Raw genomic sequence first — 26,042 nt, forward strand, 5'->3', positions numbered from 1 at the left:
ATAAGCAAAACAAAAGCAAAACAAAATATCAGACCCCTCATAAAAATCAGAGGAGCCTGATATTTTTCAGTTATAGAATTATCCATTTAAATAATTTTCCAATCATAATCATCATTAAATTTTTCTTTTTAATACATACATTGCTGCCAATGAAAGTCCAAGCATCTGCATCTGCATTGCTATTCCTGCATCTGATGTCTGTGGATTTTCGTCTGGATCAGCTGACATTACTGTCTGTGCTAAAACAACTTCTTCAGGTTCTTCTGCAGAGAATACTGGTAGACTTACTATTACTTCTTCTTCAGGGCCAAATGCTTCGATTACTATAGGCTCTTCAGTTCCTCCACCAGGAGTTATCCTTACAGTAGTTCCACCGCCGCCTCCGCCGCCTGTTGTTCCACCGTCATCACCGTCATCGTCATCATCATCGCCGCCGCCATCGTCAGGTCTGAAGTAGTAGTTACCAAAGTTTACGTCTTTGAATACGTCACCGTCTCCAACTTCAACTATAACATGCATTCTTCCTGTTCCTGAAAGCTCTGGTCCTGTTACTGGATATGTCTGATACCAGTAAGGCATTGATCCAATGTTTTCAGAAATATAATAAGTTGCTTCGTCCTCAAGCTCTGTGAATTTGTAGTATCCATTTGCGTCAGTAACTTCTGTTTTCATGTTCTGAACGTCTGCTACTGTGAGAGTTCCGCTTTCATCCATGTCACCAAGGTATTTCCATAATGTTATTGTCCATCCCTGAAGACCTGATTCAACTTCATCCCATACGCCATCTCTGTCAGAGTCATTGAATTTGTATCCTTCAATTGTTGCAGCAGCTATATCAGGCTGATAGTTACCAAATAGATATAATGATGCGCCTTCAAAATCCTCTGGATACATATAATCTTCTTCAGTAAGAGCTATAGATACGAGATTAGTAAGTGGTAATGACTGAACCCATCCCTCAGGAAGTTTTTCCTTCATATAATAGGTTCCTTCTGTTTCTACCATGAATGAGAACTCTCCGTTTTCATCTGTAACTGTAGTTGCTGCTGGCTGAACTGCTTCTTCTGATGGGTTAACGTTATAAAGATAAATTGTTACGCCTTCGAGTCCAGGTTCGTTTTCATCACGGAATCCATCCATGTCAAGGTCATTAAATTTGAAGCCTCTGATTCTGCCTTCAATATCAGGCTTATAGTTACCAAATAGATATGCTGTTGCGCCTTCAAAATCCTCTGGATACAGATAATCTTCTTCTGTAAGAGTTACCATGAAAAGGTTGTTTGCAGGAGCTGACTGAACCCATCCTTCTGGGAGTTTTTCCTTCATATAATAGGTTCCTGCTGCTGCTACTGCGAATGAGAATGCTCCGTTTTCATCTGTAACTGCAGTTGCTGCTGGCTGAACCTCTTCTTCTGAAGGATTTACGTTATAAAGATAGATTGTTACGCCTTCTAGTCCAGGTTCGTTTTCATCACGTAATCCATCCTTATCAAGGTCGTTGAATTTGAAACCTCTTATTCTGCCTTCAAATTCATCTTCTTCTCCAATTGTGTTTGTAACCGTCCACATGCACTTGATATCCTTTTCTATGCAACGTGTTTTTTCCATTTCAGGATGGATGTCTATATTCTTGATCTCAAATCCTTCAGGAAGACCTGTAACAGCTTCTTCTTTGATCTCGTACTTAAGTGATTCTAAAATATTGTTGGCTTTGTCTGTCCAGTCATTATCCTCATTGAGCTTAAGAGTAATGTCTTCTACTGTTTCGTCAGTAAAATCGATTTTTACGCTTACTTCTGGAAGTTCGTCTGTATCAGTTATTATCTGACCATGCTCATCCTTCCATACCTTCGTTACTTCGATATCCCTTACTGGAACAAGCTTGTTTATTAATTCATAGCTGCATTTCACGATATCGCCAGGTTTATATCCGGATTTTTGTGGCATGTCATTGTCACATCCGCCTGTGAATTCGCGTGAATTCTCAGAGTCAAGAATATACCCAGCAGGAAGGTCTTTGATTGGATCTTCTTTAAGCGTGTAATTCTTTGATCCATCCAGTTTCTTGAATGTATATTTCCATTGATTTGCCTTTTTTAAGGTTATGGTTCCAACTCTGGTTTTACCGTCAAATATGCCTACGGTTACCTGAGGAAGGTCTTTTACACCATCTGGGAAATTCTCATACATATAATAATTTTTTACAATCTTTCCGTCCTGGTCTTTCCAAATCTTTTCAACCGTAATTTCTTTTTCTTTTTTAGGTGCCGGTGGCTTAGAAACCATCATAGCTGCCATTGCTGGGGCCTGTTCGGTTACAGCTTCTTCTTCAACTACTTGTTCTTCTTCAACTAATTGTTCTTCTTCAACTAATTGTTCTTCTTCAACTACTTGTTCTTCTTCCACTATCTGTTCTTCGCCCACATCCTGCTCAACATCTTCCTGCGGAATGATTTCCTCAGTTTCTTCAACCGGGATTAACTGGGGCTCAGAAGAAAGTTCCTGAACGATCTCGTTCTGAACGTCCTGGATAGTATCTTCACCTTCTGCATACGCGAATGATGTCCACGCACTTGAGGTGATAAGAATTACCGTCGTAAATAGCGATAACAGTCTTTTCCTTCTCTTAGTTTCTCTCATCTTCATTATCCCCTTTTTAAACTATTGATTTAAAAAGGTCGGTTGCACCACTAGCTCCGTGCATTTCCAAGGTGCCCAGATTCAAAATGCACTTCACAGCTTCCTCTCAAAACGATAGAGTATAGAGAAAGGTCGGTTGCACTACTGGCTCCACATATCCTTAAGTGCCCAGATTATACGGATACGCTTCTCAGCTTCCTTTCTAAACTTAGTTAACAATAAGCTTAGACAAAGGTTTTTATAAATGCCTCAATCTAATACTATAAGCCTCATCCTCCTCTCAGTAATATTTTCTGTTTACATTAATATACCCTCTGCCATGTGATATAAAGCTATTAGCATTGTGGCATTAAAGTAAGATTTTAGACATAGATGGGGGCGTAAAAAAAGGGACTTCACATTGAATGAAATCCCTGTATTCCTTTTTCAGCTGATATACCTGCTGTATCTTTCATTTCTTGCTGCAATCTGCGCTGCATACTCTATCCCAAAATGTTTCTTCAGATATGTCAGAAGATGCTTAAGATCCTTAAACTCGAATCTGTACTGTGAATTCACTATGGCTGCGCCTCCTCCGCCAGAAGAAGCCCCTCCTCCTGAAAATACTGCCTTGCTGAATTTTTCTCCATCTGTTCCATTAACCCTGTCCTTATCTTTTACCGGTTTCACGATTTCAGGCTCTACGACTGCCGGTGCATCTATCTGAGGAAGCCCTGGCTCAGAAGGCTTAACTACCGCTGTCTCAGTTGCAGGTGGATTTGTTGCAGGTGGTTCTGCCACTGGAGGATTTGTTACCTGAGGCTCTGTCACTGTAGTTCCTGATGAGCTTCCGTTAACAGAAATATCCTGCCTCCAGTCAAATATTATCTCAAATTTGCAGCTCTTGTCCTGACCCTTCTGATACTGCTCTTCATCATATGGTATGAACGCAGTTATTATTATGCTCTTGCATTCACCTGTACTCAGTTTCAGCATGTCCAAGAGCTTCTCTGCTTCTTCCTCAAAAAGCGCAAGATTGTTGCCACTTATAATATTTTCTCCTATTTCGGCTCTGTACTCAACGACGTCACATTCATCATCATACTCGAGGCTATCTATTCTTATCTGATTAAGGATCGCATTTACACTGCCTTCGTTTTTAAAGCAAAGCGTTGCGCTCAGCTCGCATCCGGGAGCTATCTTGTCTATCCTTATGTCAGCAATGCCTTCATCTATATCTACTTCAAGGACTGAAACTCCATCCGTGTCCCCTTCTGTGTGTTCTTCGCAGTACTGCACATCAAATGTTCCTGTGGATACTGTTGCATATACCTGAAGACTGTCCATCCAATAAGCGTATCCCGTACCGAGGATTCCTGTGATCATGACCAGTATTCCAAAAATCCCCTTGAATTTTTTCATGAACAACCTCCTTTCTAAAGGTTTTCATTTTTCATATCTCTACTCTTGCATACCTCACATTTGCATTTTTACTATCACTTTCTCTCAAATCTATGTTATATCTGTACATGGTGCTTCCGTCTATCACGCAGAAGTATTCTATTTCCTTAACGTCCTCCCTGTATTCATAAAGTATAGGCTTTCCAAGCTCATCTGCGACCTTCACTATGTCCTCCATCTCCTTGATGTCATATATGCTGTCCATCTTTTCGATCGATATCCTGCTCACACCCGCGGCTCTGCTTCCATAGCTGGAAAGCATCTTTTTGACATCCCTGCATTTCATTTCCTCAGCACATGGCGGCTTTGACATAATCGCCCAGGCTGTAATCATTATTCCTGCAAGTATCAGTACTGCTGAAATTGCTGTTTTAATCATATTCAGAGGCGCATCCACCTCTTCGGTTATAAATATGCTGCCTTCCCTGGCTTCTGCTCCCTTTTTCTCTATATTGAAATATGATTTGTCCAGTGGAATAACAAGGGAAGCTGCAATAGGCTCTCTGGTCTCTCCCTTTGAATTCTTGATCACAGCTTCTCCTGACATAGTCACGGTAGCATTTACCGGAACCTTAATATTGCTGGCCTCAATTACTGTCCTTGCAAAGCTGTTGTAATCATTTATGTTCATCCTGACTCTCTGGTTGAGCACATCTCCCTCTGTATTAAGTTTAAATTCAGTTTTGGGTACTATCTCCTTCTTCTTACTCCATACATTCGCTCCATTTCCGTCAGACTCTACATAGCCTGCAAATATAACGTTCACCGTATAATATCCGCTTACGCTCATAGTAGAGTCTCCAGAAACCCAGTATTCAAAATTAGAATCCACTGCATTTACAAATTCAGTTATATATGTGAGTCCCTCTTCAAGCGATTCCTCGCTGTAAAGCATATTTGACTTTGGTATGACATTATAGCTTATATTTATCTCAGATCTGTAGTCTGCTACCGGTATCTCGCTGCTTATCTTTTCAGAATTTCTTAGCTCTGAGACTGCCAGGAAGATGCCCGCAGAGGCTGCCACTACTCCGGCAATGACAAGTACAGCCCGCCTTATCCCTGATTTATTATGAGTTTTCATCTGAATCCTCCCCAGATTCCCATCAAAGGCATTGCCATTTTATGTACAAATAGATTTATAATCGGAGATTCCGAAAATAAATCTATTTGCGGTGCCCTGCACTTTGCAGGCCCATCTATATAGTAAATGCAAATGTGGGTTGTACTGATCTAATTACTTAAAGCTTCTTTAATACAATCTGCTTACTGTTCAAATCGAATACTATGCCTCTTCATCAACAACATCTTCCCCGATATCTACAACTGTGTCTTCGCCTATTACTTCAGAAACTGGTAGTTCACCCATTCCAGCCATATCAGCTGTAAATTCAGCTTGTCCTACTATTACAAATTCTTCAGCAGTTCTCATCATTGTTCTTGGGCATCCTTCATTACAATCTCCCTGTTTCCATTTGAAGATAAGGTCGTAATTACATTCTTTATCCATTCCGCCCTGGCATTCATTAAGATTTTTCATGAATGGCATAAGCTGAACTGACATCATATGATACTCTTTTAATCCTCTTGGATAAGCATGGTCAAACAATCTTTCGATTACATCATCAATTTGATATACTGAATCTACCTTCCATAGATACCAGTGACCATTCATTCCTACCCAGTAATCCACTTCTCTTGCGCAGTCATTAGCACATCTTGACATGTCTACTGTAACATCCTCCAGATATGCACGGTTAGATCCTCTGTTTATAAATGGAATGTTGAACCATGCCCAGCTACCTGGTACAAGCTCGCCAGTGTTTATAGAAACTCTGTCGCCATATGGTCCAGATGCTTTTGCTTCAGTACAGTAATCCATTACTCCAACATGGCCAAAGTCCACGTCAAATGATCCAGTCTTAACAGTCGCTTCAACTTTTAGGGTATCGCACCAGTATGCGTATCCTGTTCCTAGTATACCGATTGATAGAATAAGTATACCTAATATGCTCTTCATCTTTCTCATCGTATTTTCCTCCCAAATATTTTACAATCACATTTAAATACATCTGATCATTTCATTGGGGTAAAGAGTCTAAAATTCAACCTCGGTGTCCAGAATCTGATTTCCACTCTTGAGAAGAAGAGTCGGCCACCCAATTTTTGGGATCACCCTTACAAGCTTGCCTCTCAGATCTTCTACCCCCACAGGCACTGAATCTGTGCCCGAGTTGTTATCTCCTTTAGTGGTTATCTGCATCGCCTCCTCATCAGACTTATCAATGGCCGTTATCCTGTGTGTGATGAGTATGTCAGACCGCTTGAACTGTATGACATCTCCAACACTAAGCTGCTCCGCCTGGTCCATATCCGATATCTTTCTCAGTATTACCACATCCCCGGGCTGTATAACCGGAATCATGCTTCCGGTAGCAACAGCTGATGGATACACTGGAAAAACACCTGCTACAAACCATATGAACGCAACTGATATAGCCATCGCCAGCACCCAGAGCATAACATTTTCATCATTGTCCTTACACTGCTTGATTACTTTTGTAAGCCTGAGATACTGATTGTTGAAAAAAACTGTGAACACTACTGGTATCCCAAATCCTATGCTGGCCTTGGCAAGCCAGTTGAGATCCGGAAGTATCGGTACAAGGTAGGTAATCCCCCTCGTAAGCGATATATATATGATGGAAGCCCAGGGGCCCCCAAAATATACAAGGGTTGTCGCAAGTATGTTCTCTCCGAGCTGTGGAAGCAGAACCTCGGAAATGAAGATCACTCCCGTCTTGAAATCCTTTATCTCTGTCCACGAAAAGAGTGATACTGAAATCAGCGTCATGAACAATATAACTGCTGCGGCTGTCAGCTTCGTATGCTCTGTAAAGGATCTCAGGATATAGTCTCTGACGAATTCTCTCCCAACTACGGCAGAGAATACGAAGAGATTGAGAAGTATCCCCCTGAGCGTGAACTGGTATGGTGATTTCCCAAACCCAAGCAGGTATCCTGCTATGATGTTTATAATCACATAGGCCGTCGCCATGTTCATTGCCCATATATAGATCTTTCTGCGGTGCTGAAGCTTTCCATGGTTTCTTCCCTGAGGAAGGCTCCTTGTAGCAATTATCGCTGTCATGATCCATAGCGGAACAGTTAGCATGTTTGCACTGAAATTGTCATTTATTACAGTGTTTTCAGCTGCATATATCATTGTGCTCATAATGACCAGTACTGCCGCTGATGCTCTTATCCTGTTGGATATCTTCATCATGAAGTCATCCCCTCAGGTGCAGCCTCTTCAGGTGCTGAATCCGGCGTATCGCCATTTTCTGCTGGTGCAGCTTCTGCTGGTGCCGCTTCCGCTGGCGATTCTTCTACTTTTGGTGCTTCTGCCGGCTCTGTCACTGCTTCAGGCGCAGGTGCCTCTGGCTCTGGTACTTCCGGCTCGACTGGTGCAGGAATATCAGGAACTGGCTGCGCCGGCTCTTCAGGAAGTGGCTGTGCGGGTTCTTCTGGAACCGGCTCAGATGGTACTTCCGGAATCGGCTGCGATGGTACTTCCGGAATTGGCTGTGCTGCTGCCTGTGCTTCAAGAGCTGTAAGGTATGCGAGATATCTTTCGGCCTGAAGCTGCCTGTTCTCATCTACTGCCTCTATTTCTATAGAGTCTTTCCATGACTCGGTTTCAGAATATGCATATTCCAGCTCTATCTCTGTTTCAAAATATCCATATTCCTCTGCTTCTACGTGGACGTTCTTGAATTCCATAGTGAACTCCTGTTCCATTTCATCCGGTTCAAGTATAATGTCTTCAAATATTTCATCATCATATTCCATAAAAATTCGCTGCTGCGAAGAATCAGAAAAACTGTTATATAACGCTTTTGCATCCTTTATACTGAGCTTTACCGGCAAATCTCCTGTATTTTTCAGATAGAATGTCACTTTGAGTACCTTCTGATCGTAGTCATACTCGATCTTTCCGGACTCATCACTGACGACATCCATCTCAGCTACCGTAAGCACCGCTTTGCTCTCAAGGCTTTCCCCGAAATATGAATAACTTATGCCGAGAGTAGATATGCAGAGGCTGCTCGTGACAAGTAAAGCTCCAAGTTTCCAGGCTGTCCTTCCTGCTTTTGGATTTTTCATATGACACACCCCTTAAAAATCACGAAAATAAAAAGGCTGCAACCAGTAAATAAGTTGCAGCCGAACTATCATATCAGATATAAATATAGAATGATTAAACTTTTGTTGATATATGTACCTGACTTAGATTCCTAGCTTTGCGACGCCCCGTTTTCACGGAGTTTGCCCTTATATTCATAACAGCTTCAAAATCATTTCAATTTGATGTTAAGTCTTATATAACCAACATTATTTGTCTCAAACAATTGTTTTTATAGTCAGAATATTCAGTTTTCAAGGCTTAATTTGTTAAACCTTGGTTTTAACTACTTTTGCCGGTATTCCTACGGCTGTAGAATTTTCTGGAATGTCTTCAAGAACTACGGCATTTGCTCCAATCTTGCTGTTGCTCCCTATATATATCGGACCGAGCACCTTGGCTCCTGTGGATATCAATACATTATCCCCGAGCGTAGGATGACGTTTGCCCTTATCCTTGCCTGTACCCCCAAGCGTAACCTGGTGATATATGATGCAGTTGTCTCCGATTTCGGCGGTCTCTCCTATGACTACTCCCATTCCATGGTCGATGAAAAGATTTTTTCCAATTATTGCTCCAGGATGAATCTCGATTCCGGTAAAAAATCTTGCTACCTGAGATATGAACCTTGCAAGAAAATTGAGCCTTCTCTGGTAAAGAGCATGTGCAAGCCTGTGCACTATGATAGCATGCACTCCCGGATAATTTATAAGTACGCTGAGCCTTGATGTTGCAGCAGGATCCTGATCAAGATATACCTTCAGGAGTTCTCCCAGGCTTCCTCCGTTTGTTTTCATATATTGACACCTCCAGATAATAAACAGTATTTATATGATAAAACTAAATTTCATTTTAATCCATAGCATTTTGCTATGAATTAACTGTAAAAAAAATGTTGGTTTTCACCAACATTCAATTAAGTCCTACAGACAAATTTTCAGTTGTATAAATAATAATATTAAATTATCTTTCACATTCCTGATTTGCAACTGTACAAGAAGTCTTGCATGCTGACTGACATGAAGTCTGGCACTCGCCGCATCCTTTTTTCTCAGCATCCTTTTTAAGGTTGTTTGTTGTTAGTGTTCTGATGTGCTTTTTCATTTTATTTACCTCCAATATAAGATTACTTTTCTAATTATACTTCTTTACGGCACAAATTTCAAGTTTTATATTTGCTAATAATTGCATATGTCGGCGCGACAGATGATATAATATGTACATAAGAAAGCTGCAATTACATTTAGCGTTGATTTCAAATCATGAAAACAAATAGAAGGAGAATTTTATGAATCTTATCGATCTGCCTATACTCAAAGGACTGTCCGATTACAGGGATGAGAGAGTCCTGAGATTCCATATGCCGGGTCATTATGGAAGAGCGAGTTTCCCTGAGCTGGAATATCTTGCAGAGAATATGTATGAATTCGACGTGACCGAAGTGGACGGCACCGACAATCTTAATGATCCACAGGGCATCATACTTGATTCGCTGAGTCAGATAAGCAGGGCTTATGGCTCGAAGCAGTCATTCGTGCTCGTAAACGGGAGTACAAGCGGACTCCATATCGCCATAGACACCCTTGTCGACCAGGACTCCCACGTCATTGTCGCCAGAAACTGCCATAAAAGCGTCCACAGCATTCTGAGCAGAATGAATGTTAATGTCCATTATATATATCCTGAACTAGATCCAGTCTTTCATAATGACTCTCATATAGATTCTAAAAAACTGTTTAATATGATAGAAGATCTCAAAAAACGGGGAATAGATGACATATCGGCGGTAATACTTACCTGTCCGAACTATTTTGGCAGGAGCTTTCCTCTCAAAGGCATATCCGGCTATCTTGAATCTAAAAATATCTACCTTATAGTAGACGAGGCTCACGGCGCTCATTTTGAATTCAGCAGTGATCTTCCTGAAAGTGCGGTCTCACAGGGAGCTGCCATCTCAGTGCAGAGCGCTCACAAAACGCTTCCGGCGCTTACTCAGGTAAGCATGCTTCATCTTGGCCATAATTTTCCAGACTCCAGAATGGAGAGACTCAGAAAAAACATCAATTTCTATCAGACATCGAGTCCTTCCTATTTATTCATGGCATCCTGCGAAGCTGCCGTCTCCATAATGACCAGATACGGACCTGAAAGGCTTTCTGATCTGAAATCATGGATTGAAGAGTCAAAACAGGCTCTCTCTGAAAATCCTTATGTCAGGGTATATTCTGACTATGCTGCGGGCATGCCTCAGGATTTCTGCAAGATTGCCTTGAAAACCCCGATAAAAGGAGAGGTACTCTCTGCAATACTAAGGAAGAATTATCATATCCAGTGCGAGATGGCTGCAGGATTCAACATTCTTTTCATGGCAGGACTGACTCATACGAAATCCGACATATTAGCTCTGGCAGAAGCTGTTGAAGATTCTCTAAAAAATAACAATCACCTGTTTGACTATGCTTTTGAAGCAGATTTCATATCTCTCTATCCTGAAACAGAGAGCCTGAAAAACATTATTTTAAGTAATAATAAAACCGATGGTGACTTATTAATAATTACTAAAAATATTTCAAATCTCGATGATGACATCTCTGCTGAGGAAATAATCCCCTATCCCCCCGGAATACCGCTTTTGATGAAGTATGAAAAAATTAACAAAGATATGGTGAAAGCGCTCAAGTATCATGAATATTCAGAAATCAAATGCTACATCATTGTTTAAAACGTTTTCATAGTTTGTTTTTATCCTTGAAATTTTATTTGATAGCTGTTATAATCAATTTATGAATTTACAGGCATCTTTTAAATTCACTTGTTCACGTTAACCTTAACAGATTCGCTCTGGTTTTAATTTTTTGATAATTCTGTTTCGGTTACTGCCTGTATATCAGGCTCTAAATTTTTATTATAATTTCATATTTTGAGGAGGTTTATATGTCAAAAGAACCAAAAGTCAGGCAAAAAAGAGAAGCCAAACTCTGGGAAGCATTTCTGCCTATACTAGCACTTATCATTTTTCTTTACATTGGTCTTGTAATCTTTGGAGCTGATGCTCACATTCCACTTGTAATGGCTTCAGCCGTAGCTGTTTTCGTTGCGATATTCCAGCTTGGATACACATGGAGTGAGATTGAAGATGGAATCCTTAAGACTATCAACATGGGAATGCAGGCAATCATAATACTTATGATAGTAGGTATGCTTGTTGGAACATGGATTCAGGGTGGAGTTGTTCCTGCGATGATCTACTATGGACTTCAGATCCTTTCACCAAGTATATTCCTTATAGCTACAGTTCTTATCTGTTCAGTTGTATCTCTTGCAACAGGATCTTCATGGACTACTGCAAGTACTGTTGGTATAGCGCTTATCGGTATAGGACAGGGTATAGGTATACCAGCGCCGGTTGCTGCCGGAGCTATAATATCAGGTGCATACTTCGGAGATAAGATGTCACCTCTTTCTGATACTACAAACCTTGCACCTGCAATGGCCGGAGCTACACTTTTTGATCACGTTAAACACATGGTTTACACTACTGGTCCATCATACATAATTTCACTTATAGTTTTCGGTTTCATGGGAGCTAAGTATGCGGGACAGGAACTTGATTATGCAGCTATAAACGAACTTCTTGCTATACTTCAGGCAAACTTTAACATAAGCATGCTTATGCTTATACCTCCAGTAGCCGTTATACTTATGGTTGTATTCAAGGTTCCAGCTATACCTGGACTTATCGGAGGAGTTATACTTGGAGCATTCTTTGGTATGGCGTTCCAGGGCGTAAGCTTTGGTGATGTTCTAAGCTCATCAAATAACGGATATGAATTTGTTATGTCTGACGGAGCTTCTGCTGCCGAGATAATGATAGCTGAACTTCTTACTCGTGGTGGTATGCAGTCTATGATGTGGACAGTATCACTTATAATCTGTGCCCTTACATTCGGTGGAGTACTTGAATCTACAGGAATGCTTGGAATAGTTGCTGCAACGCTTCTTAAATTTGCAAAAGGAACTGGATCACTTGTTACTATAACAATATTCACTTCAATATTCATAAACATAATTGCAGCTGACCAGTATCTTTCAATAGTTGTTCCAGGACGTATGTACAAGGACGCTTATGCAGAAAGAGGACTTGCTCCTCGTAACCTTTCTCGTACGCTTGAGGACGGTGGTACTATAACTTCACCGCTTATCCCTTGGAATACATGTGGAGCCTTTATGTCGGGAGCTCTTGGAGTTCCTACAGTCGAGTATCTTCCATACTGCGTACTGAATATAGTGAACCCTCTGGTTTCTATAACGCTTGCATTCCTTGGTCTGTTCCAGCTTAAGATGACTGACGAAGAAAAAGCAGCCTATGAGGCATCAAAGATACATGTATAGAAATTAATCATATGATTTCAGGAGACAGTTCATCATGAACTGTCTCTTTTGTATTTGTACAAAGCAGCATAATGTGTTATAATTATATCAGTAATTTCTATTATTTAAGGATTTTACAAAAAGCCTCTTAATTATTATTTTTCTGATGCCTCAGACGTCATTGTATAATGTCTGAGGCATCAGTCATTGCATAAAAAAACCGGCGTTTTCGCCGGTTTTATGTTTTCGTTAATATTTTATACTTTAGGTTCGATCAATCCGTAATAGCCGTCTTTTCTTTTGTATACTACGGATATCTTGTCTGTCTCGTGATTGTGGAATGCGAAGAATTCATGTCCAAGCATCTCAAGCTGTAATATCGCATCTTCCTCAGACATCGGTCTGTATTCAAAGGATTTTCTCTTGATTATCTGATCCTTTCCTTCTTCTATCACCATCTCATCCTTTTCAGGGCTGTATTCTTCGATATTTTCAAACCTGATTGAATTGTGAGTCTTCTTCATCAGTCTATCCTTGTGCTTTGTGAGCTGTTTTTTCAATTTTTCAACGGCTGTATCAAGTGCGTTGTACACATCAAGATCTGTAGCCTCCGCTCTCACAAGTCCAGTCTCAAAGGGAATCGTTATTTCCACCTTCTGCTCATTTTTGAAAGTTGCTACCTTTACCTTAGCCTCCTGTTCTTTGCTGAAATACTTGTCCAATCTTGATAACTTCTCTTCAAAATTGGCTTCCATTGCCTCTGTAATCCTAAGATTTCTTCCTAAAATGTTCACTAACATATGAAACTCCCCTTTCGTTGGTATCATCTACCATTGGTAATACTATTATACCTCTTTTTGAGGAAGGTCAAACAGTTTCTTTAAATAAAATTCGAATATCATTCAATTTATTCAATATGTCTGTTCCTGACTGCATTATACTGATATAATATAATAAGGTTGTTAGCTAAAGTTTAAGTCAAGATTTAAAGGAGAATTGTTATGAGCTACAAATATTTTGAAAATCGATCATGCGAATACTATCCATGCCATGACATGGAGAATATGAACTGTCTTTTCTGCTTCTGTCCACTTTACCTTACTGACTGCGGCGGAAACTACAGGATTCTTGAAAATGGGGTAAAGGACTGCAGCAGCTGCAAGATACCTCATGTCGAGGACAACTACGAGTACATACTCTCAAAATTCAGAAAAGCTGCTGATTCAAAAAAATAATTCATGTTTACATTGCAATGTACCATATCAGAATAAATATGAACATCATGAAGAATCCGCACCATTTCATGAGCTCGCATGACTGAACTATGTCATCAGCTTCAAGAGGTCTGTGGGCATCTCCGATTACCGGTTTTACCACAGTCTCTCCGAAATAAACATTGGTACCACCAAGCTGGACTCCAAGAGCCCCTGCTGTTGCGCCCTCCGGATATGCACAGTTGGGGCTCTTGTGATTTTTTCTGTCTCTTATTGCTATCTTCACGCAGCTGCTGTGATCGAGTCCCTTTACAAGACAGGCAAATACAAATCCCACCAGCGATATCCTTGCCGGTATGAAGTTGAATATGTCATCAATTTTTGCTGAAAAGAACCCAAGGTCGCGATATCTGTCATTCTTATACCCTACCATTGAATCCAGCGTATTTACCGCCTTATATGCCATCATAAGCGGCGCTCCTCCGATGATTGCATAAAACATCGGTGCAACTACCCCATCCACCGTATTTTCAGCTACAGTCTCCACAGTAGCTCTTATTATCTCGTCAAAAGAGAGCTGTGAAGTATCCCTTCCCACAAGATATGAAATCTGAGTCCTGCTTTTTTCGATATCGCCCGATCTGACGCTTTCGTATACCTTTATGCCCTCATCATACAGGCATCTTGATGCTATACAGGTGTACATGAATACAGTCTGTACTGCTGCGCCTAGAAAGAAGTTTATCCCAAATGAAAGCTCTGTGATCATCCAGGTGACTCCCCACGCAGCCCCTACTGTTATCAAAAACAGGAATAACCCGCCAAGCTTCAGGGCTGCTGAAGAATGGCAGGTTTTTCTTATAAGTATTTCTATTTTGTTTATCAGTTTTCCGATATATCTTACCGGATGAGGAAAATTATACGGATCCCCAAAAATCCTGTCTAAAATGTATCCTGCTGCCAGTGATACTGGTATGCTTACCGCTCTTAGAGTCTCCAGTTCTGTCATTATTTCTCCTTCTGGCTCTCCTGGATCATCTTTCTGCCTTCATTGAAGGCTCTCATGTTTATTTCCTCTGTTCCCTGCGGAATCCTCGCCTTGATGGCGTTTTCTATCGCTTCCACATCGAATCCATCTATAAGTTCAGAAATTGCTCCAAGTGCCACTATATTTGCGACCATAGGCTTTTTGAGGACTTCTCTTGCCGTCTTTATTATCGGAAGAGAATATATCTTGCAGTCCATACATGCTGGAGCTATGCTGTCGTCTATTATCAGTATGCCTTCATGGTTTATGTCATGATTGTATTTTTCATATGAATCTTGAGTCATGGAAAGCATGATGTCCGGCTTGAGAACTTTCGTGAAGAAAATGTCCTCGTCATTTATTATGACTTCAGCCTTGCTCGCTCCGCCTCTTGCTTCTGGTCCGTATGACTGGCTCTGTACTGCATTGTGTCCCATTGATATTGCCGCTTCAGCTATAATTATACCAGCAAGTATTACTCCCTGTCCACCTGAACCACTTAATCTTATTTCAGTTTTCATATCTGTTCCTTCCTTATTTGAATCTATCAATGATTTCCTGATATAACTGAGTGTATTCCGGTTCAACCGATTCGTGGAATTCACCCATGAAAAGTTTTCCTTCAAGCTGCTCAGGGGTCATCTTGTCCTTGACCTTTATGTCAACATAGGTGTCCTTGAGATTCATTATCATGTCCACTGCAGAGCCTTTTCTGTTCTTTCTTCCGTAGTAGGTAGGACATGAGCTCATGCCTTCTACAAGTGCGAAGCCTTTGTGCTGAATACCCTTCTTTACGTAATTTATCATCTGCTTTGCATGATAAGCGGTAGATCTGGCAACATAAGTAGCTCCTGCTCCCTTTGCAAGCTGGCATATATCAAAAGGCTTGTCTATGTTTCCATATGGGGCTGTAGTTCCTTTGTCAAGCTGAGGAGTAGTAGGAGAGAACTGTCCTCCGGTCATTCCGTATATGCTGTTGTTAAATACTACTGTAGTTATGTCTATGTTTCTCCTGCTGGCATGGATAAGGTGGTTTCCGCCTATTGCCGAGCAGTCTCCATCTCCTGTTATTACTATTACATGGAGCTCCGGGTTTGCCATCTTGAGTCCTGTCGCAAATGCGATTGCTCTTCCGTGAGTCGTATGGAGCGTCGAGAAATCCATGTATCCTGCAGCTCTCGAGGAACAGCCTATGCCCGATACTATGCATACCTTGTCTTTGTCAAGGCCGAGCTCATCAATAGCTACGGTTATTGCCCTCATAAGTATTCCATGCCCGCATCCCGGGCACCATATGTGTGGTAATTTATTTACTCTGAAATTGTCCATTACTAATTGACTAGGCATTGTGTACCTCCATAAAGCTCTTAATTATTTCTTCTGGTGTTATTACTTCACCGTTTGCCTTGTTTATCGCATGTATCTTGCTTCTTTCCTTCGATGCGCGCTGAACTTCAAGTATCATCTGTCCCAGGTTCATCTCTGCCACGAATACGCCGTCCATGTCTGAAACCAGCTTTTCTACCTGCTTTTCAGGGAATGGCCACACCGTCTTTGGAATGAATGCGCCTATGCGTATTCCTTTTTTTCGAAGGGTTCTTATGGCTTCCTTTACAGATCTTGCCATGCCTCCAAAGGTTATGAATGCGTACTGGGCATCCTCAAGCATGTATTCTTCATATATGTTAATTTCATCAAAGTTGTTCTCAACCTTTTTCATTATGCGGTCAAGCTGCTTTCCTGCTACCTCGGTGTTGTTTGTAGGGAATCCTGTCTCATCATGGAAAAGTCCGGTTATATTGTATCTGTATCCCGTTCCAAAATCAGCCATTGGCGGAACAAGATCCTCAGTCATTGCATAGGCTCTGTATTCTTCAGGAGGACAGTCCGGTCTCTTTCTGTCTATTACCTCAAGCTCGCCTGGTTCTGGGACTTCCATATTCTCTCTGAGATGCCCTATTACTTCATCCATAAGAAGTATTACAGGCGTCCTGAATTTTTCAGCAAAATTGAAGGCCTTTACTGTAAGCTCAAACGTCTCTCTAACCGTAGTAGGAGAAAGTGCGATTACCGGGTGGTCTCCATGAGTCCCCCATCTTGCCTGCATATAGTCTCCCTGCGCCGGTGAAGTAGGAAGTCCTGTGCTTGGCCCTGATCTCTGAACGTTTACTATTACGCATGGTATTTCTGCTATGCATGCATATCCTATGTTTTCCTGTTTAAGTGAAAAACCCGGGCCGCTCGTTGCCGTCATGGATTTCTTTCCTGCAATGGCTCCACCGATGCACGCAGCTATTCCAGCAATCTCGTCTTCCATCTGAATAAATCTTCCGCCTATCCTTGGAAGGAGCTCAGATGAAACCTCTGCTATTTCAGTTGAAGGAGTTATAGGGTATCCTGCGAAAAACTCCATTCCGGCATAGAGCGCTCCATGTACGCATGCCTCATTTCCCTGCATTAATACGACTTTTTTACTCATTTTCAGTACCTTCCTCTAAGTATATTGCATAATCTGGACATCTTAATTCACACTGACCGCATCTTATGCAGTCCTCAGGTCTTTCTATTGAAATCTTTCCATCTACCAGTCCAAGAACTTTTTTGGGACAGAATGCCACGCATATGCCGCAGCCTTTGCACCATTTCTTATCTACAACAACCTTTTTGCCCACTTTGATTTTTTCCTCCATTTCCAATCTGAGTATGACTAAATTATATCATTTTTGTCAGAAATATGCAAGATTAATTTCATTTTTCACATAAATGATATTTACGCTGCATGAATGTGAGCCTGAACTTTCATTTTTTACAGGCAAACGGTATTTTATATCAGAATATCATTCAAAAATGAATGTTTCTGTTTATGCAATTTCATTTTTCAGCTTTAAAATGTATTGCAGAAAATACTCTTTGAAAATAGAATCCTAATTGATATAATAATGACATGAATAAAATTTAAGGAGGTATAGCTATGCAAAGAATTCTGGTTGTTGCCCCCAGAGGAAAAATGGGAAAGCTGATTGTTCAGGCCGTTCATGAAAGAGAAGATATGGTTCTTTCAGGGGCACTTGCAGCGAAGGGAAGAGATTATGCAGGTATGGACTGCGGCATGGTGGCCGGGCTTGGAATAATTACCGGAGCTCCAGTTTATGATGATATCGATAAGGCAGTCAGCTCCTGCGATACTGTCATTGATTTTTCTATGACAGAGGTGTCCTCAGCTGTGCTTGAAAAAGCTGTTGAGCATGGTAAGTCGATCGTGTGCGGAACTACAGGATTTACTCCAGATGAAATGAGGGCGTTTGAGATCGCTTCTAAGAAAATCCCCGTGCTTTATGCGGCAAATACTTCTACAGCCGTTAACTGCATGAACCGCCTTCTGGAGATGGCTGCACGCATGATCGGAGAGAAAAGCGACATCGAGATCATAGAGATGCATGACAGGAACAAGCTTGACGCACCAAGTGGAACGTCAAAGGAGATGGGCCATATCATAGCTGAGAGCCTCGGGCTTGAGCTTGATGAAGCCGCAAGATATGGAAGGAGCGGCAGAGGAAAGCGCAGTGATAATGAAATAGGGTACCACTCTATAAGGTCAGGCGATATATCAAGCAGCCATACTGTAATTTTTGGCATGATGGGCGAAAGGCTTGAGATTACGCATCACGCCTATAACTGGACCTGCTTCGCACGAGGAGCCTGCGACTGTGCCAAATTCCTTAAAGGCAGAGGACCCGGGCTTTACGGTGTCAGTGATGTGATAAAGCTTTAGAAAGAGCTTCTGTATTTATGTGAATAAAAAAGTACACCTCCAGATATCAGCTTTTTTTGTCTGACATCCGAGGTGTACTTAACACTAACCATCTGTTTTTGAGTCCTTTATGAACTCATCTTTTTTTATGCTCATTTTCATGTACTCGGTCTGAGTGCCATAGGGTGTGCTGATGAAGTATTTTTCAAGCTCCTCGCTTTTTCCGTCAAAGGGATCGAAATCGTCATTGTAGAACTTTCCATAATAGGTTTTAGTTAACCTGAAGCCTATTTTCTCGTAGCATCTTATTGCTCTTTTGTTGTACGAAGCAACTATGAGATTGAGCCTGCTGAACCGAAACTCCGTAAAATACCAGTTGAGGAATACCGATATGGCCTCCGTCCCAAAGCCCATGCTGTGATATGCCGGATCCATCACTATTCCGATTTCTCCCGACTTGTCAAGATAGTTGAGCTTTCTGAGCGCTATATAACCTATTATCCGATTCTCCCTGTTCAGTATGCAGTAGCACCTTTTTCCATGCTGATTCTTCCTTGCAAACCACTGCTTCTGTTCGGCCGGCGTGAATAACGGAAAATTGTAGTCTGAGAACAGAGGGTCCTCGTTCATCTTCCAGTTCGCCATCTTTTCTATGTCGCCCAGCTCAAGCCTTCTGAGCTTTATTCTCTCTCCCCAGATCAATTGAAACCTCCATAGTTTGAAGCATCCTTGAAAAGCTGATACTGACCAAACCATGTGAGAGGTATCGTTCCGATTTCTCCATGTCTGTGCTTTGCTATTATTACCTCTGTGATGTTCTTCTGGTCCGAATCAGGATTATAGTAGTCATCTCTGTACAGGAACATTACAAGGTCGGCGTCCTGCTCTATCGCCCCTGATTCTCTCAGGTCTGAAAGCATTGGCCTGTGATCGGATCTCTGCTCGACAGCTCTCGAGAGCTGTGAAAGCGCAATCACAGGGCACTCCAGCTCCTTTGCGAGAATCTTTAGAGAACGCGATATCTTTGAAATCTCCTGCTGACGGCTCTCTGTCCTTCCGTCTCCCTCCATAAGCTGAAGGTAGTCGATGAGTACGAGATCGAGGCCTTTTTCAACCTTGAGCCTCCTGCACTTGGACCTGAGCTCCACTGCGGTTATTCCCGGTGAATCATCTATATATATCTTTGTGTTCTGAAGTATTCCCATTCCAGTAGTTATCTTTGGCCACTCATCGTCCTCTATGTTCCCGTTTTTGAGCTTGTTGAGCTCTACATGGCTCGTTGACGATATCATCCTCTGTATCAGCTGCTCCTTGCTCATCTCCAGGTTGAATATCGCTACGGATGCATTCCCTTTCATAGCAGCATTCTGTGCTATATTGAGGCTGAATGCAGTCTTTCCCATGGCAGGTCTTGCAGCGATAAGGATAAGGTCTGTCTTCTGGAGTCCGTTTATCTTCCTGTCCAGGTCTATGAAGCCTGTGGTTATCCCTGTCATCTTGTCTTTACGCATGTAGAGATCCTGAAGAATCTCAAAGCTGTCGGCAAGTACGTTTTCAATCTTTACGAGGCCGCGCTGATCTTTTTCCTGGGCAATGTCAAATATGGATTTTTCTGCAAAATCAAGTATATCCTGAATCTGCATGCTCTGCTCGTAGCTCTTCTGCATCAGATCCGTGGATGTCCTTATGAGCTTCCTGAGTATGGATTTTTCTTTTACTATTGCCGCATATTTTGTTATATGAGACGTAAAGTCAGGAGCAGAAGACAGTGAGGTTATATATGGTATACCTCCGACTTTTTCAAGCAGGCTTCGCTTTCTGAGCTCATTTACAATTGTTATGAGGTCTATGGGCTCACTGTTCTTGAACAGCGTAAGCATGGAATCATAGATCTCAGCATTCTGGTCTGAATAAAAATCCTCTTTGCTCACTATGTCTATCACCACTATGATCAGATCTTTATCCAGCAGGATGCTTCCCAGTACGGACTGTTCAGCCTCTATCGCATATGGCATGATTTTGCCTTCCAAATATAACACCTCTACTTTATTTTAAGAGCCACGGCGCTGCCATGGCTTTTCTGATTTAATTCTTTTCTTTTATTTCCACTGTTATTGATGTCGATACCTTTGGATGAAGCTTTATCTCGACATTCATCGTTCCAAGGGATTTTATAGGCTCTGTGAGCAGAATCTTTCTCTTGTCGAATTCCACATTATGCTGTTTCTTCATCTGGTCTGCTATGTCCTTTGAAGTAATGGCGCCAAATAGCTTTCCGCCCTCTCCTGATTTCGCATATATGGTCACCTTTACATCCTTAAGCTTGCTGCCAAGCTCTACTGCTTCTTCCTCTTCCTTCTGAATCTTTATCTCTCTTGCTTTCTCCTGCTGTCTGTGGTCATTCAGGTTTGTCTGTGATGCTTCCTTCGCAAGGCCTTTCGCAAGAAGGAAATTTCTTGCATATCCATCGCTTACTTCCTTTATCTCGCCTTTTTTGGCTGTACCTTTTACATCCTTAAGAAATATTACTTTCATTTATTTGTCCTCCTCTTTTAAATACAATCTGATCTGCTCTTCTACCTTCTGAAGCGCTTCCTCTATCGTTATATCCCTTATCTGAGTCCCTGCAGTCTCTATGTGGCCGCCGCCGCCAAGCTTCTCCATTATGACCTGCACGTTTATGTCCCCGAGGGACCTCGCGCTTATCTGTACTTCCTTAGATCTGCTGCTCGCGATAACAAATGATGCCTGCACCCCCTTAAGGTTAAGCAGCTCGTCTGCAATCTGGGATGCAATCAGCTGTGGGTTGTCCATGGTCTTCGGGCAGTAGGTTATGGCAATCTTTTCTGCCACTATGCTTACCTTGTTGAGTGCCTCGGCTTTTATGACGAAGCTCTCCATATCTCCCTGGAAAAGGGTCTTTACGGCTACGGTATCTGCCCCGTGCTTTCTCAGAAACGCAGCGGCTTCGAAAGTCCTCACTCCGGTCTTGAATGTAAAGTTCTTTGTGTCCAGCGTGATTCCCGAAAGAAGTGCCTCTGCAGCCTGTGGATTGAGCCTTGGCCTTTCTTTTATATACTGCACAAGCTCCGTTACCATCTCACTCGTTGACGAAGCATATGTCTCATGATATACAAGTACTGCTTTTTCAATGAACTCAGGGCCTCTCCTGTGATGGTCTATCACTACTATTCTTTCTGATTTGTCAACAAGCTTTGGCGCCTCCGTGAATTTCGGATTGTGCGTATCCACTACCACCAGAAGCGTGTCGCTGGTCATGTATCTCAGGGCTTCTTCCGGCTTCATAAATACACCGCCGTATTCATCGCTTGATTTTATCCTGTCATACAGAACGTCAATCGAGGAATTAGGAGCTTCTATTACTATCCTGGCTTCTTTCCCAAGCATCTCAGCTATGGCTACGACTCCGAGCGAAGAGCCCAGCGAGTCCAGGTCCGGAAACTGATGTCCCATTACAAGGACATTTTTTGATTCATTGAGCAGATCCCTTAGAGCATAGCCGATTATCCTTGCCTTTACCCTGGTCTTCTTCTCAATAGCCTTTGATTTTCCACCATAGAATATATACTTGTCATTTCGCTTTATGGCTACCTGGTCTCCACCTCTTCCGAGTGCAATATCAAGTGCGGAATTGCTTATAAGCTGAGTTTCTCTCAGTGAGTTCACGAAAGGCGAGACTCCCATCGAAATGGATATCGGAATAAGATTTTTTATATCTATGCTCCTGATATTGTCCAGTATGGAAAAGCGTTCTTCTTCCATCTTTATGAGTTCATCCTCAGTAGTAACGATGAAATATTTGTCTTTAGATATCTTTCTTATAGCAAGCTTATGTTCGTCAGCCCACTTTTTCATTATCCTTTCGATCTCAGCCTCAAGCTGCGGCCTGTTTTTTTCATCAGTTGAGTCAAATACCTCATCAAAGCTGTCTACGTTGGCGGTTATTACCACCGGCTTGCTGTGCTCATGCAGATGCTTCATCTTCTCAAGATCCGTCATGTCCTGGAAATAGATCATTATCGTATTGTCCTTCTCTTCCTTGGACTTGTTGATCGTATATACTGCTCTGTAGTATCTTTCATCCTTCTTGTCAAGATCGAAGAAGCCATTTGAGTTCGACAGCATCTTATCTGTATCTATCTCGTAGAAATAATCGTTTACACGGTCTCCGAAAAGCCCCTTTTTCCCGATCATTTCAGAAAATCTCTTGTTATACCATATTATTATTCCCTCCGTATTGCACATGCAAAGAGGAAGGTTGAGGTTGCTTATTGACTGCCTCGTCTTGTAATCCATGGTCATGTTGAACGTCTCAACATAAGAATCCATTTTTTCATCATACTTCTGTTTTTCTATTATCTGCTTTCTTACTGATATGACGCACATCACCGCCATCACCAGCCCAATCCAGATATTGTAATAGCCCACTATAAGCGAAGCAATTATAAGAAAAACATTATTGAGCTGAATATACTTCATGTTCTCTTTCATAATCCACCTTTACTTCTTCAGTCTGCGCAAGTTCATGACGGCATCGACAAAACCTATGGCCACCACGAATGTATAAAATGGCATGAATGTGCATAATATGACCGTTATGATGTTTCTCGCAACAGGTCTGAGCCTTCTGCTCATAAAGTTATTTATTGCCGCGATTCCCTGAAGGAAGAACAGCATTCCAAATATTATAGTAAGATTGAGTATAAGGGTCTCTTTATATACGAAATCAGTATAATTGAGCAGAGCCGTCATCAGATATATTATCAGCATCCCGCCAAAAACATTGCCAGGAAGCGTGAATTCAGAAAGAGTCGCAATCTCCCTTTTCTTCGTTATTTTCGAAAGCATCATTCCGCTCAGGAAATAATTAACTGCTGAGACAGCGAATCCCATACAGACAACCATGCCTGGAAACGTCCTTCTAAGATTAAGAAGAAAAGTCTCGACATCCATATCAAGCCCCATCATCTCTTTTTGAACCTCAAAGGACTCACGGTATATGCTTATTATATAATCAACAAGGTCAACATTCATCATCCTGGCCTGAGCATACATAAGCAGAAGTATGTTAAGCGTAACCATGAAGGCTCCCCCAAAAATCGCGAGCGCAGGCTTTCTCTTTCTGTAAGAAAGCTCTCCAGTAATCATACCGACTCCACCAATAGTAAACACCGTGTATATAACTATTATGGGATCCATGAATACAGACGCGGCAATGGCAGTAATCAGAGATGAGATAAATGCGAAGGCCATTCCATTTCTATAGGTAATGAGTGCAAGCACACTCGGAAGTATCAGCGCCGAAAGGCTGAACACAGGCACCGATCTTATTAGAACGAGCATTGCAACCACCAGTATCGTATATTTGATTGTCTCCAGAAAGGCTTCCTTTCTGTCTCTGTTGTATCTGAAAAATATATTTTGCAAGCAACCACTCCTCTGTAATAAATATTGTCATTCAAATTTTGATTTACATTCTATTATATCATAATTAACAGTTTTTTTCATCAATCTGCATGTTTTTTCATACGTTTACATAATAAAAAACCCTCTAAGAATTGAATTCCTAAAGGGTTACTGGTGCCCAGAGCCGGAATCGAACCAGCGACACGAGGATTTTCAGTCCTCTGCTCTACCGACTGAGCTATCTGGGCAAAAATAAATGGTGGGCCTTCAGAGACTCGAACTCCGGACCTACCGGTTATGAGCCGGGCGCTCTAACCAACTGAGCTAAAGGCCCATTTATTTTTAAATTTGAAGCTTATGGTGGGCCTAGCTGGACTCGAACCAGCGACCTCACGCTTATCAGGCGTGCGCTCTAACCACCTGAGCTATAGGCCCAATATGTTTAATGGTCGAGGTGGAGAGACTCGAACTCCCGGCCCCATGGTCCCAAACCACGTGCGCTACCAAACTGCGCTACACCTCGAAATATATAAGTACAATATGAAAGATGGTCGAGGTGGAGAGACTCGAACTCCCGGCCCCATGGTCCCAAACCACGTGCGCTACCAAACTGCGCTACACCTCGATTTTTTTAAACCAGCTTTAAATTTACTCAATATGTATACTGCTGAATCCTGAAAATAATGGCAGGGGTGGCAGGATTTGAACCCACGGCATTCGGTTTTGGAGACCGACGTTCTACCACTGAACTACACCCCTAAAAATTTGGTGGGCCTAGCTGGACTCGAACCAGCGACCTCACGCTTATCAGGCGTGCGCTCTAACCACCTGAGCTATAGGCCCGTTTTAATCAAAAAAAATGGTCGAGGTGGAGAGACTCGAACTCCCGGCCCCATGGTCCCAAACCACGTGCGCTACCAAACTGCGCTACACCTCGAAAAAAATATGGCGGAGAAGGAGGGATTTGAACCCTCGCGCCCGTTAACCAGGCCTACTCCCTTAGCAGGGGAGCCTCTTCAGCCACTTGAGTACTTCTCCATATTTTCTTGGCGGAGAGGGTGGGATTCGAACCCACGGCCCATTACTGAGTCACTGATTTTCAAGACCAGCTCCTTAAACCGCTCGGACACCTCTCCAAGAATATATAATTATAAAAATATAAAATGGTGACCCATCCGCGACTCGAACGCGGGACACCCTGATTAAAAGTCAGGTGCTCTGCCGACTGAGCTAATGGGTCATCTGGAGCGGGTGAAGGGGATCGAACCCTCGCAACCGGCTTGGAAGGCCGGGGCTCTACCACTGAGCTACACCCGCAAGTTAAGAATTGATATACATTAGTTTTATCATCATATAAAGTTAAATTTGGTGGTGGAGAGTGGATTCGAACCACTGAAAGCGTTGCTAACAGATTTACAGTCTGCCCCCTTTGGCCACTCGGGAACTCCACCAGATTAGATATTCAATTTGGAGCTGGCAATAGGAATCGAACCTACAACCTGCTGATTACAAGTCAGCTGCTCTACCGTTGAGCCATGCCAGCATGTGATTTACTTTATTTCAGATATATAATGGCGATCCGGAAGGGGCTCGAACCCTCGACCTCCAGCGTGACAGGCTGGCATTCTAACCATCTGAACTACCGGACCGCAATATATGGTGGGACCAACAGGGCTCGAACCTGTGACCCCCTGCTTGTAAGGCAGGTGCTCTCCCAGCTGAGCTATGATCCCGGGAATATTGGTGACCCCTAGGGGAATCGAACCCCTGTTACCGCCGTGAAAGGGCGGTGTCTTGACCGCTTGACCAAGGGGCCATCTGAATTGGCTGCGTCCTACTTTCCCAGGAGGCTGCCCTCCAAGTATTATCAGCGATGCAGGGCTTAACTTCTGTGTTCGGAATGGGAACAGGTGTATCTCCTACTCTATTGCAACCATATTCTTGATGGATGTACCATCAAAACTGCATGCCAATCTAAAGCTTCGC

23 protein-coding genes, 17 tRNA genes, 1 rRNA gene and 3 riboswitches are annotated in these 26,042 nt (G+C 42.2%); of the genes, 4 read left to right on the plus strand and 37 right to left on the minus strand.

Features of this window, described 5'->3' with window-relative positions:
- Positions 1 to 114: 114 nt before the first annotated feature.
- The 8 genes from AC4PGZ_RS09365 to scfA form a co-directional block, all read right to left on the minus strand.
- On the minus strand, positions 115 to 2,640 hold the full coding sequence (locus tag AC4PGZ_RS09365; protein ID WP_492158373.1) for an SdrD B-like domain-containing protein: 2,526 nt from the start codon (positions 2,638 to 2,640) through the stop codon (positions 115 to 117).
- Positions 2,641 to 2,667: 27 nt separating this feature from the next.
- Positions 2,668 to 2,753, minus strand: a riboswitch (cyclic di-GMP riboswitch).
- A gap of 8 nt (positions 2,754 to 2,761) precedes the next feature.
- A riboswitch (cyclic di-GMP riboswitch) is annotated at positions 2,762 to 2,848 on the minus strand.
- Between the two features lie 218 nt (positions 2,849 to 3,066).
- Positions 3,067 to 4,041, minus strand: coding sequence for a hypothetical protein (locus AC4PGZ_RS09370; protein ID WP_492158374.1), 975 nt, complete (start codon positions 4,039 to 4,041; stop codon positions 3,067 to 3,069).
- 31 nt (positions 4,042 to 4,072) lie between these two features.
- Positions 4,073 to 5,164, minus strand: coding sequence for a DUF5305 family protein (locus tag AC4PGZ_RS09375; RefSeq protein WP_492158375.1), 1,092 nt, complete (start codon positions 5,162 to 5,164; stop codon positions 4,073 to 4,075).
- A 201-nt stretch (positions 5,165 to 5,365) separates the two neighbouring features.
- Complete coding sequence (locus tag AC4PGZ_RS09380) at positions 5,366 to 6,109, minus strand: SipW-dependent-type signal peptide-containing protein (protein WP_492158376.1); 744 nt, start codon at positions 6,107 to 6,109, stop codon at positions 5,366 to 5,368.
- A 69-nt stretch (positions 6,110 to 6,178) separates the two neighbouring features.
- Positions 6,179 to 7,366, minus strand: coding sequence for a signal peptidase I (locus tag AC4PGZ_RS09385; protein WP_492158377.1), 1,188 nt, complete (start codon positions 7,364 to 7,366; stop codon positions 6,179 to 6,181).
- Positions 7,363 to 8,247: a hypothetical protein gene (locus tag AC4PGZ_RS09390; RefSeq protein WP_492158378.1), complete on the minus strand. Its 885-nt coding sequence runs from the start codon at positions 8,245 to 8,247 to the stop codon at positions 7,363 to 7,365. Before AC4PGZ_RS09390 ends, AC4PGZ_RS09385 begins: the two co-directional genes overlap by 4 nt.
- Before the next feature lie 52 nt (positions 8,248 to 8,299).
- Positions 8,300 to 8,424, minus strand: a riboswitch (cyclic di-GMP riboswitch).
- Between the two features lie 111 nt (positions 8,425 to 8,535).
- The gene (gene epsC / locus AC4PGZ_RS09395) at positions 8,536 to 9,063 is read right to left on the minus strand and encodes a serine O-acetyltransferase EpsC (protein WP_492158379.1); all 528 of its coding nucleotides are present in this window, start codon (positions 9,061 to 9,063) and stop codon (positions 8,536 to 8,538) included.
- 166 nt (positions 9,064 to 9,229) lie between these two features.
- Positions 9,230 to 9,370 carry a six-cysteine ranthipeptide SCIFF gene (scfA, locus tag AC4PGZ_RS09400; RefSeq protein ID WP_492158380.1) on the minus strand — a complete coding sequence of 47 codons (141 nt, stop codon included), beginning with the start codon at positions 9,368 to 9,370 and terminating at the stop codon, positions 9,230 to 9,232.
- 184 nt (positions 9,371 to 9,554) lie between these two features.
- On the opposite strand from scfA, the gene AC4PGZ_RS09405 reads away from it, so the two are divergent.
- Positions 9,555 to 10,988, plus strand: a complete 1,434-nt coding sequence (locus tag AC4PGZ_RS09405) for an aminotransferase class I/II-fold pyridoxal phosphate-dependent enzyme (protein ID WP_492158381.1) — start codon at positions 9,555 to 9,557, stop codon at positions 10,986 to 10,988.
- Between the two features lie 212 nt (positions 10,989 to 11,200).
- Complete coding sequence (gene nhaC, locus AC4PGZ_RS09410; protein WP_492158382.1) at positions 11,201 to 12,658, plus strand: Na+/H+ antiporter NhaC; 1,458 nt, start codon at positions 11,201 to 11,203, stop codon at positions 12,656 to 12,658.
- Positions 12,659 to 12,894: 236 nt separating this feature from the next.
- Here nhaC and hpf read toward each other — a convergent pair whose 3' ends face one another.
- Positions 12,895 to 13,437, minus strand: a complete 543-nt coding sequence (gene hpf, locus AC4PGZ_RS09415; protein WP_492158383.1) for a ribosome hibernation-promoting factor, HPF/YfiA family — start codon at positions 13,435 to 13,437, stop codon at positions 12,895 to 12,897.
- Positions 13,438 to 13,638: 201 nt separating this feature from the next.
- Between hpf and AC4PGZ_RS09420 the strand changes: the two genes are divergently transcribed.
- On the plus strand, positions 13,639 to 13,872 hold the full coding sequence (locus AC4PGZ_RS09420) for a cysteine-rich small domain-containing protein (RefSeq protein WP_492158384.1): 234 nt from the start codon (positions 13,639 to 13,641) through the stop codon (positions 13,870 to 13,872).
- A gap of 7 nt (positions 13,873 to 13,879) precedes the next feature.
- Here the strand turns inward: AC4PGZ_RS09420 and cbiB are convergent, their stop codons facing one another.
- Genes cbiB through AC4PGZ_RS09445 form a run of 5 tightly spaced genes read right to left on the minus strand, consistent with a single transcriptional unit; the run spans position 13,880 to position 17,550 of the window.
- On the minus strand, positions 13,880 to 14,860 hold the full coding sequence (gene cbiB, locus AC4PGZ_RS09425; protein WP_492158385.1) for an adenosylcobinamide-phosphate synthase CbiB: 981 nt from the start codon (positions 14,858 to 14,860) through the stop codon (positions 13,880 to 13,882).
- The gene (locus AC4PGZ_RS09430; protein ID WP_492158386.1) at positions 14,860 to 15,399 is read right to left on the minus strand and encodes a 2-oxoacid:acceptor oxidoreductase family protein; all 540 of its coding nucleotides are present in this window, start codon (positions 15,397 to 15,399) and stop codon (positions 14,860 to 14,862) included. The genes cbiB and AC4PGZ_RS09430 overlap by 1 nt, the downstream gene beginning before the upstream one ends.
- 13 nt (positions 15,400 to 15,412) lie before the next feature.
- Positions 15,413 to 16,225 (minus strand): 2-oxoacid:ferredoxin oxidoreductase subunit beta, encoded by an 813-nt coding sequence (locus AC4PGZ_RS09435; RefSeq protein ID WP_492158387.1) that lies wholly within the window; start codon positions 16,223 to 16,225, stop codon positions 15,413 to 15,415.
- A complete protein-coding gene (locus tag AC4PGZ_RS09440; protein WP_492158388.1) occupies positions 16,218 to 17,357 on the minus strand; it encodes a 2-oxoacid:acceptor oxidoreductase subunit alpha in 1,140 nt (379 codons plus the stop codon). The genes AC4PGZ_RS09435 and AC4PGZ_RS09440 overlap by 8 nt, the downstream gene beginning before the upstream one ends.
- Positions 17,350 to 17,550 (minus strand): 4Fe-4S dicluster domain-containing protein, encoded by a 201-nt coding sequence (locus tag AC4PGZ_RS09445; protein WP_492158389.1) that lies wholly within the window; start codon positions 17,548 to 17,550, stop codon positions 17,350 to 17,352. Before AC4PGZ_RS09445 ends, AC4PGZ_RS09440 begins: the two co-directional genes overlap by 8 nt.
- Positions 17,551 to 17,849: 299 nt before the next feature.
- Between AC4PGZ_RS09445 and dapB the strand changes: the two genes are divergently transcribed.
- Positions 17,850 to 18,650: a 4-hydroxy-tetrahydrodipicolinate reductase gene (dapB, locus tag AC4PGZ_RS09450; protein ID WP_492158390.1), complete on the plus strand. Its 801-nt coding sequence runs from the start codon at positions 17,850 to 17,852 to the stop codon at positions 18,648 to 18,650.
- 84 nt (positions 18,651 to 18,734) lie between these two features.
- Here dapB and AC4PGZ_RS09455 read toward each other — a convergent pair whose 3' ends face one another.
- The 23 genes from AC4PGZ_RS09455 to rrf form a co-directional block, all read right to left on the minus strand.
- A complete protein-coding gene (locus AC4PGZ_RS09455) occupies positions 18,735 to 19,331 on the minus strand; it encodes a GNAT family N-acetyltransferase (RefSeq protein WP_492158391.1) in 597 nt (198 codons plus the stop codon).
- Positions 19,328 to 20,644, minus strand: a complete 1,317-nt coding sequence (gene dnaB, locus AC4PGZ_RS09460) for a replicative DNA helicase (RefSeq protein WP_492160266.1) — start codon at positions 20,642 to 20,644, stop codon at positions 19,328 to 19,330. The genes AC4PGZ_RS09455 and dnaB overlap by 4 nt, the downstream gene beginning before the upstream one ends.
- Before the next feature lie 70 nt (positions 20,645 to 20,714).
- Positions 20,715 to 21,164: a 50S ribosomal protein L9 gene (gene rplI / locus AC4PGZ_RS09465; RefSeq protein ID WP_492158392.1), complete on the minus strand. Its 450-nt coding sequence runs from the start codon at positions 21,162 to 21,164 to the stop codon at positions 20,715 to 20,717.
- Entirely contained in the window at positions 21,165 to 23,141 is a 1,977-nt protein-coding gene (locus AC4PGZ_RS09470) for a DHH family phosphoesterase (protein ID WP_492158393.1), read from the minus strand. It abuts the gene before it with no gap.
- A 9-nt stretch (positions 23,142 to 23,150) separates the two neighbouring features.
- Positions 23,151 to 24,077, minus strand: coding sequence for a DUF2232 domain-containing protein (locus AC4PGZ_RS09475; RefSeq protein ID WP_492158394.1), 927 nt, complete (start codon positions 24,075 to 24,077; stop codon positions 23,151 to 23,153).
- Positions 24,078 to 24,228: 151 nt separating this feature from the next.
- A tRNA-Phe gene (locus tag AC4PGZ_RS09480) sits at positions 24,229 to 24,304 on the minus strand.
- A gap of 9 nt (positions 24,305 to 24,313) precedes the next feature.
- Positions 24,314 to 24,390: transfer RNA gene (locus AC4PGZ_RS09485), tRNA-Ile, on the minus strand.
- Between the two features lie 24 nt (positions 24,391 to 24,414).
- Positions 24,415 to 24,491: transfer RNA gene (locus AC4PGZ_RS09490), tRNA-Ile, on the minus strand.
- 11 nt (positions 24,492 to 24,502) lie between these two features.
- Positions 24,503 to 24,579 (minus strand) — tRNA-Pro (locus tag AC4PGZ_RS09495).
- 25 nt (positions 24,580 to 24,604) lie between these two features.
- Positions 24,605 to 24,681: transfer RNA gene (locus AC4PGZ_RS09500), tRNA-Pro, on the minus strand.
- Positions 24,682 to 24,740: 59 nt separating this feature from the next.
- Positions 24,741 to 24,815 (minus strand) — tRNA-Trp (locus AC4PGZ_RS09505).
- Between the two features lie 7 nt (positions 24,816 to 24,822).
- Positions 24,823 to 24,899 (minus strand) — tRNA-Ile (locus tag AC4PGZ_RS09510).
- 17 nt (positions 24,900 to 24,916) lie between these two features.
- Positions 24,917 to 24,993: transfer RNA gene (locus AC4PGZ_RS09515), tRNA-Pro, on the minus strand.
- Between the two features lie 9 nt (positions 24,994 to 25,002).
- Positions 25,003 to 25,094: transfer RNA gene (locus tag AC4PGZ_RS09520), tRNA-Ser, on the minus strand.
- 9 nt (positions 25,095 to 25,103) lie between these two features.
- Positions 25,104 to 25,192 (minus strand) — tRNA-Ser (locus tag AC4PGZ_RS09525).
- A gap of 28 nt (positions 25,193 to 25,220) precedes the next feature.
- Positions 25,221 to 25,296: transfer RNA gene (locus tag AC4PGZ_RS09530), tRNA-Lys, on the minus strand.
- Between the two features lie 3 nt (positions 25,297 to 25,299).
- Positions 25,300 to 25,373: transfer RNA gene (locus AC4PGZ_RS09535), tRNA-Gly, on the minus strand.
- A gap of 49 nt (positions 25,374 to 25,422) precedes the next feature.
- Positions 25,423 to 25,507: transfer RNA gene (locus AC4PGZ_RS09540), tRNA-Tyr, on the minus strand.
- A gap of 17 nt (positions 25,508 to 25,524) precedes the next feature.
- Positions 25,525 to 25,599 (minus strand) — tRNA-Thr (locus AC4PGZ_RS09545).
- Between the two features lie 29 nt (positions 25,600 to 25,628).
- A tRNA-Asp gene (locus AC4PGZ_RS09550) sits at positions 25,629 to 25,705 on the minus strand.
- 8 nt (positions 25,706 to 25,713) lie between these two features.
- Positions 25,714 to 25,789 (minus strand) — tRNA-Val (locus AC4PGZ_RS09555).
- A gap of 8 nt (positions 25,790 to 25,797) precedes the next feature.
- A tRNA-Glu gene (locus AC4PGZ_RS09560) sits at positions 25,798 to 25,872 on the minus strand.
- 5 nt (positions 25,873 to 25,877) lie between these two features.
- Positions 25,878 to 25,994: ribosomal RNA gene (gene rrf / locus AC4PGZ_RS09565) — 5S ribosomal RNA — on the minus strand.
- Between the last annotated feature and the right edge of the window lie 48 nt (positions 25,995 to 26,042).

The organism is Proteocatella sp. QWL-06 (assembly GCF_058684135.1).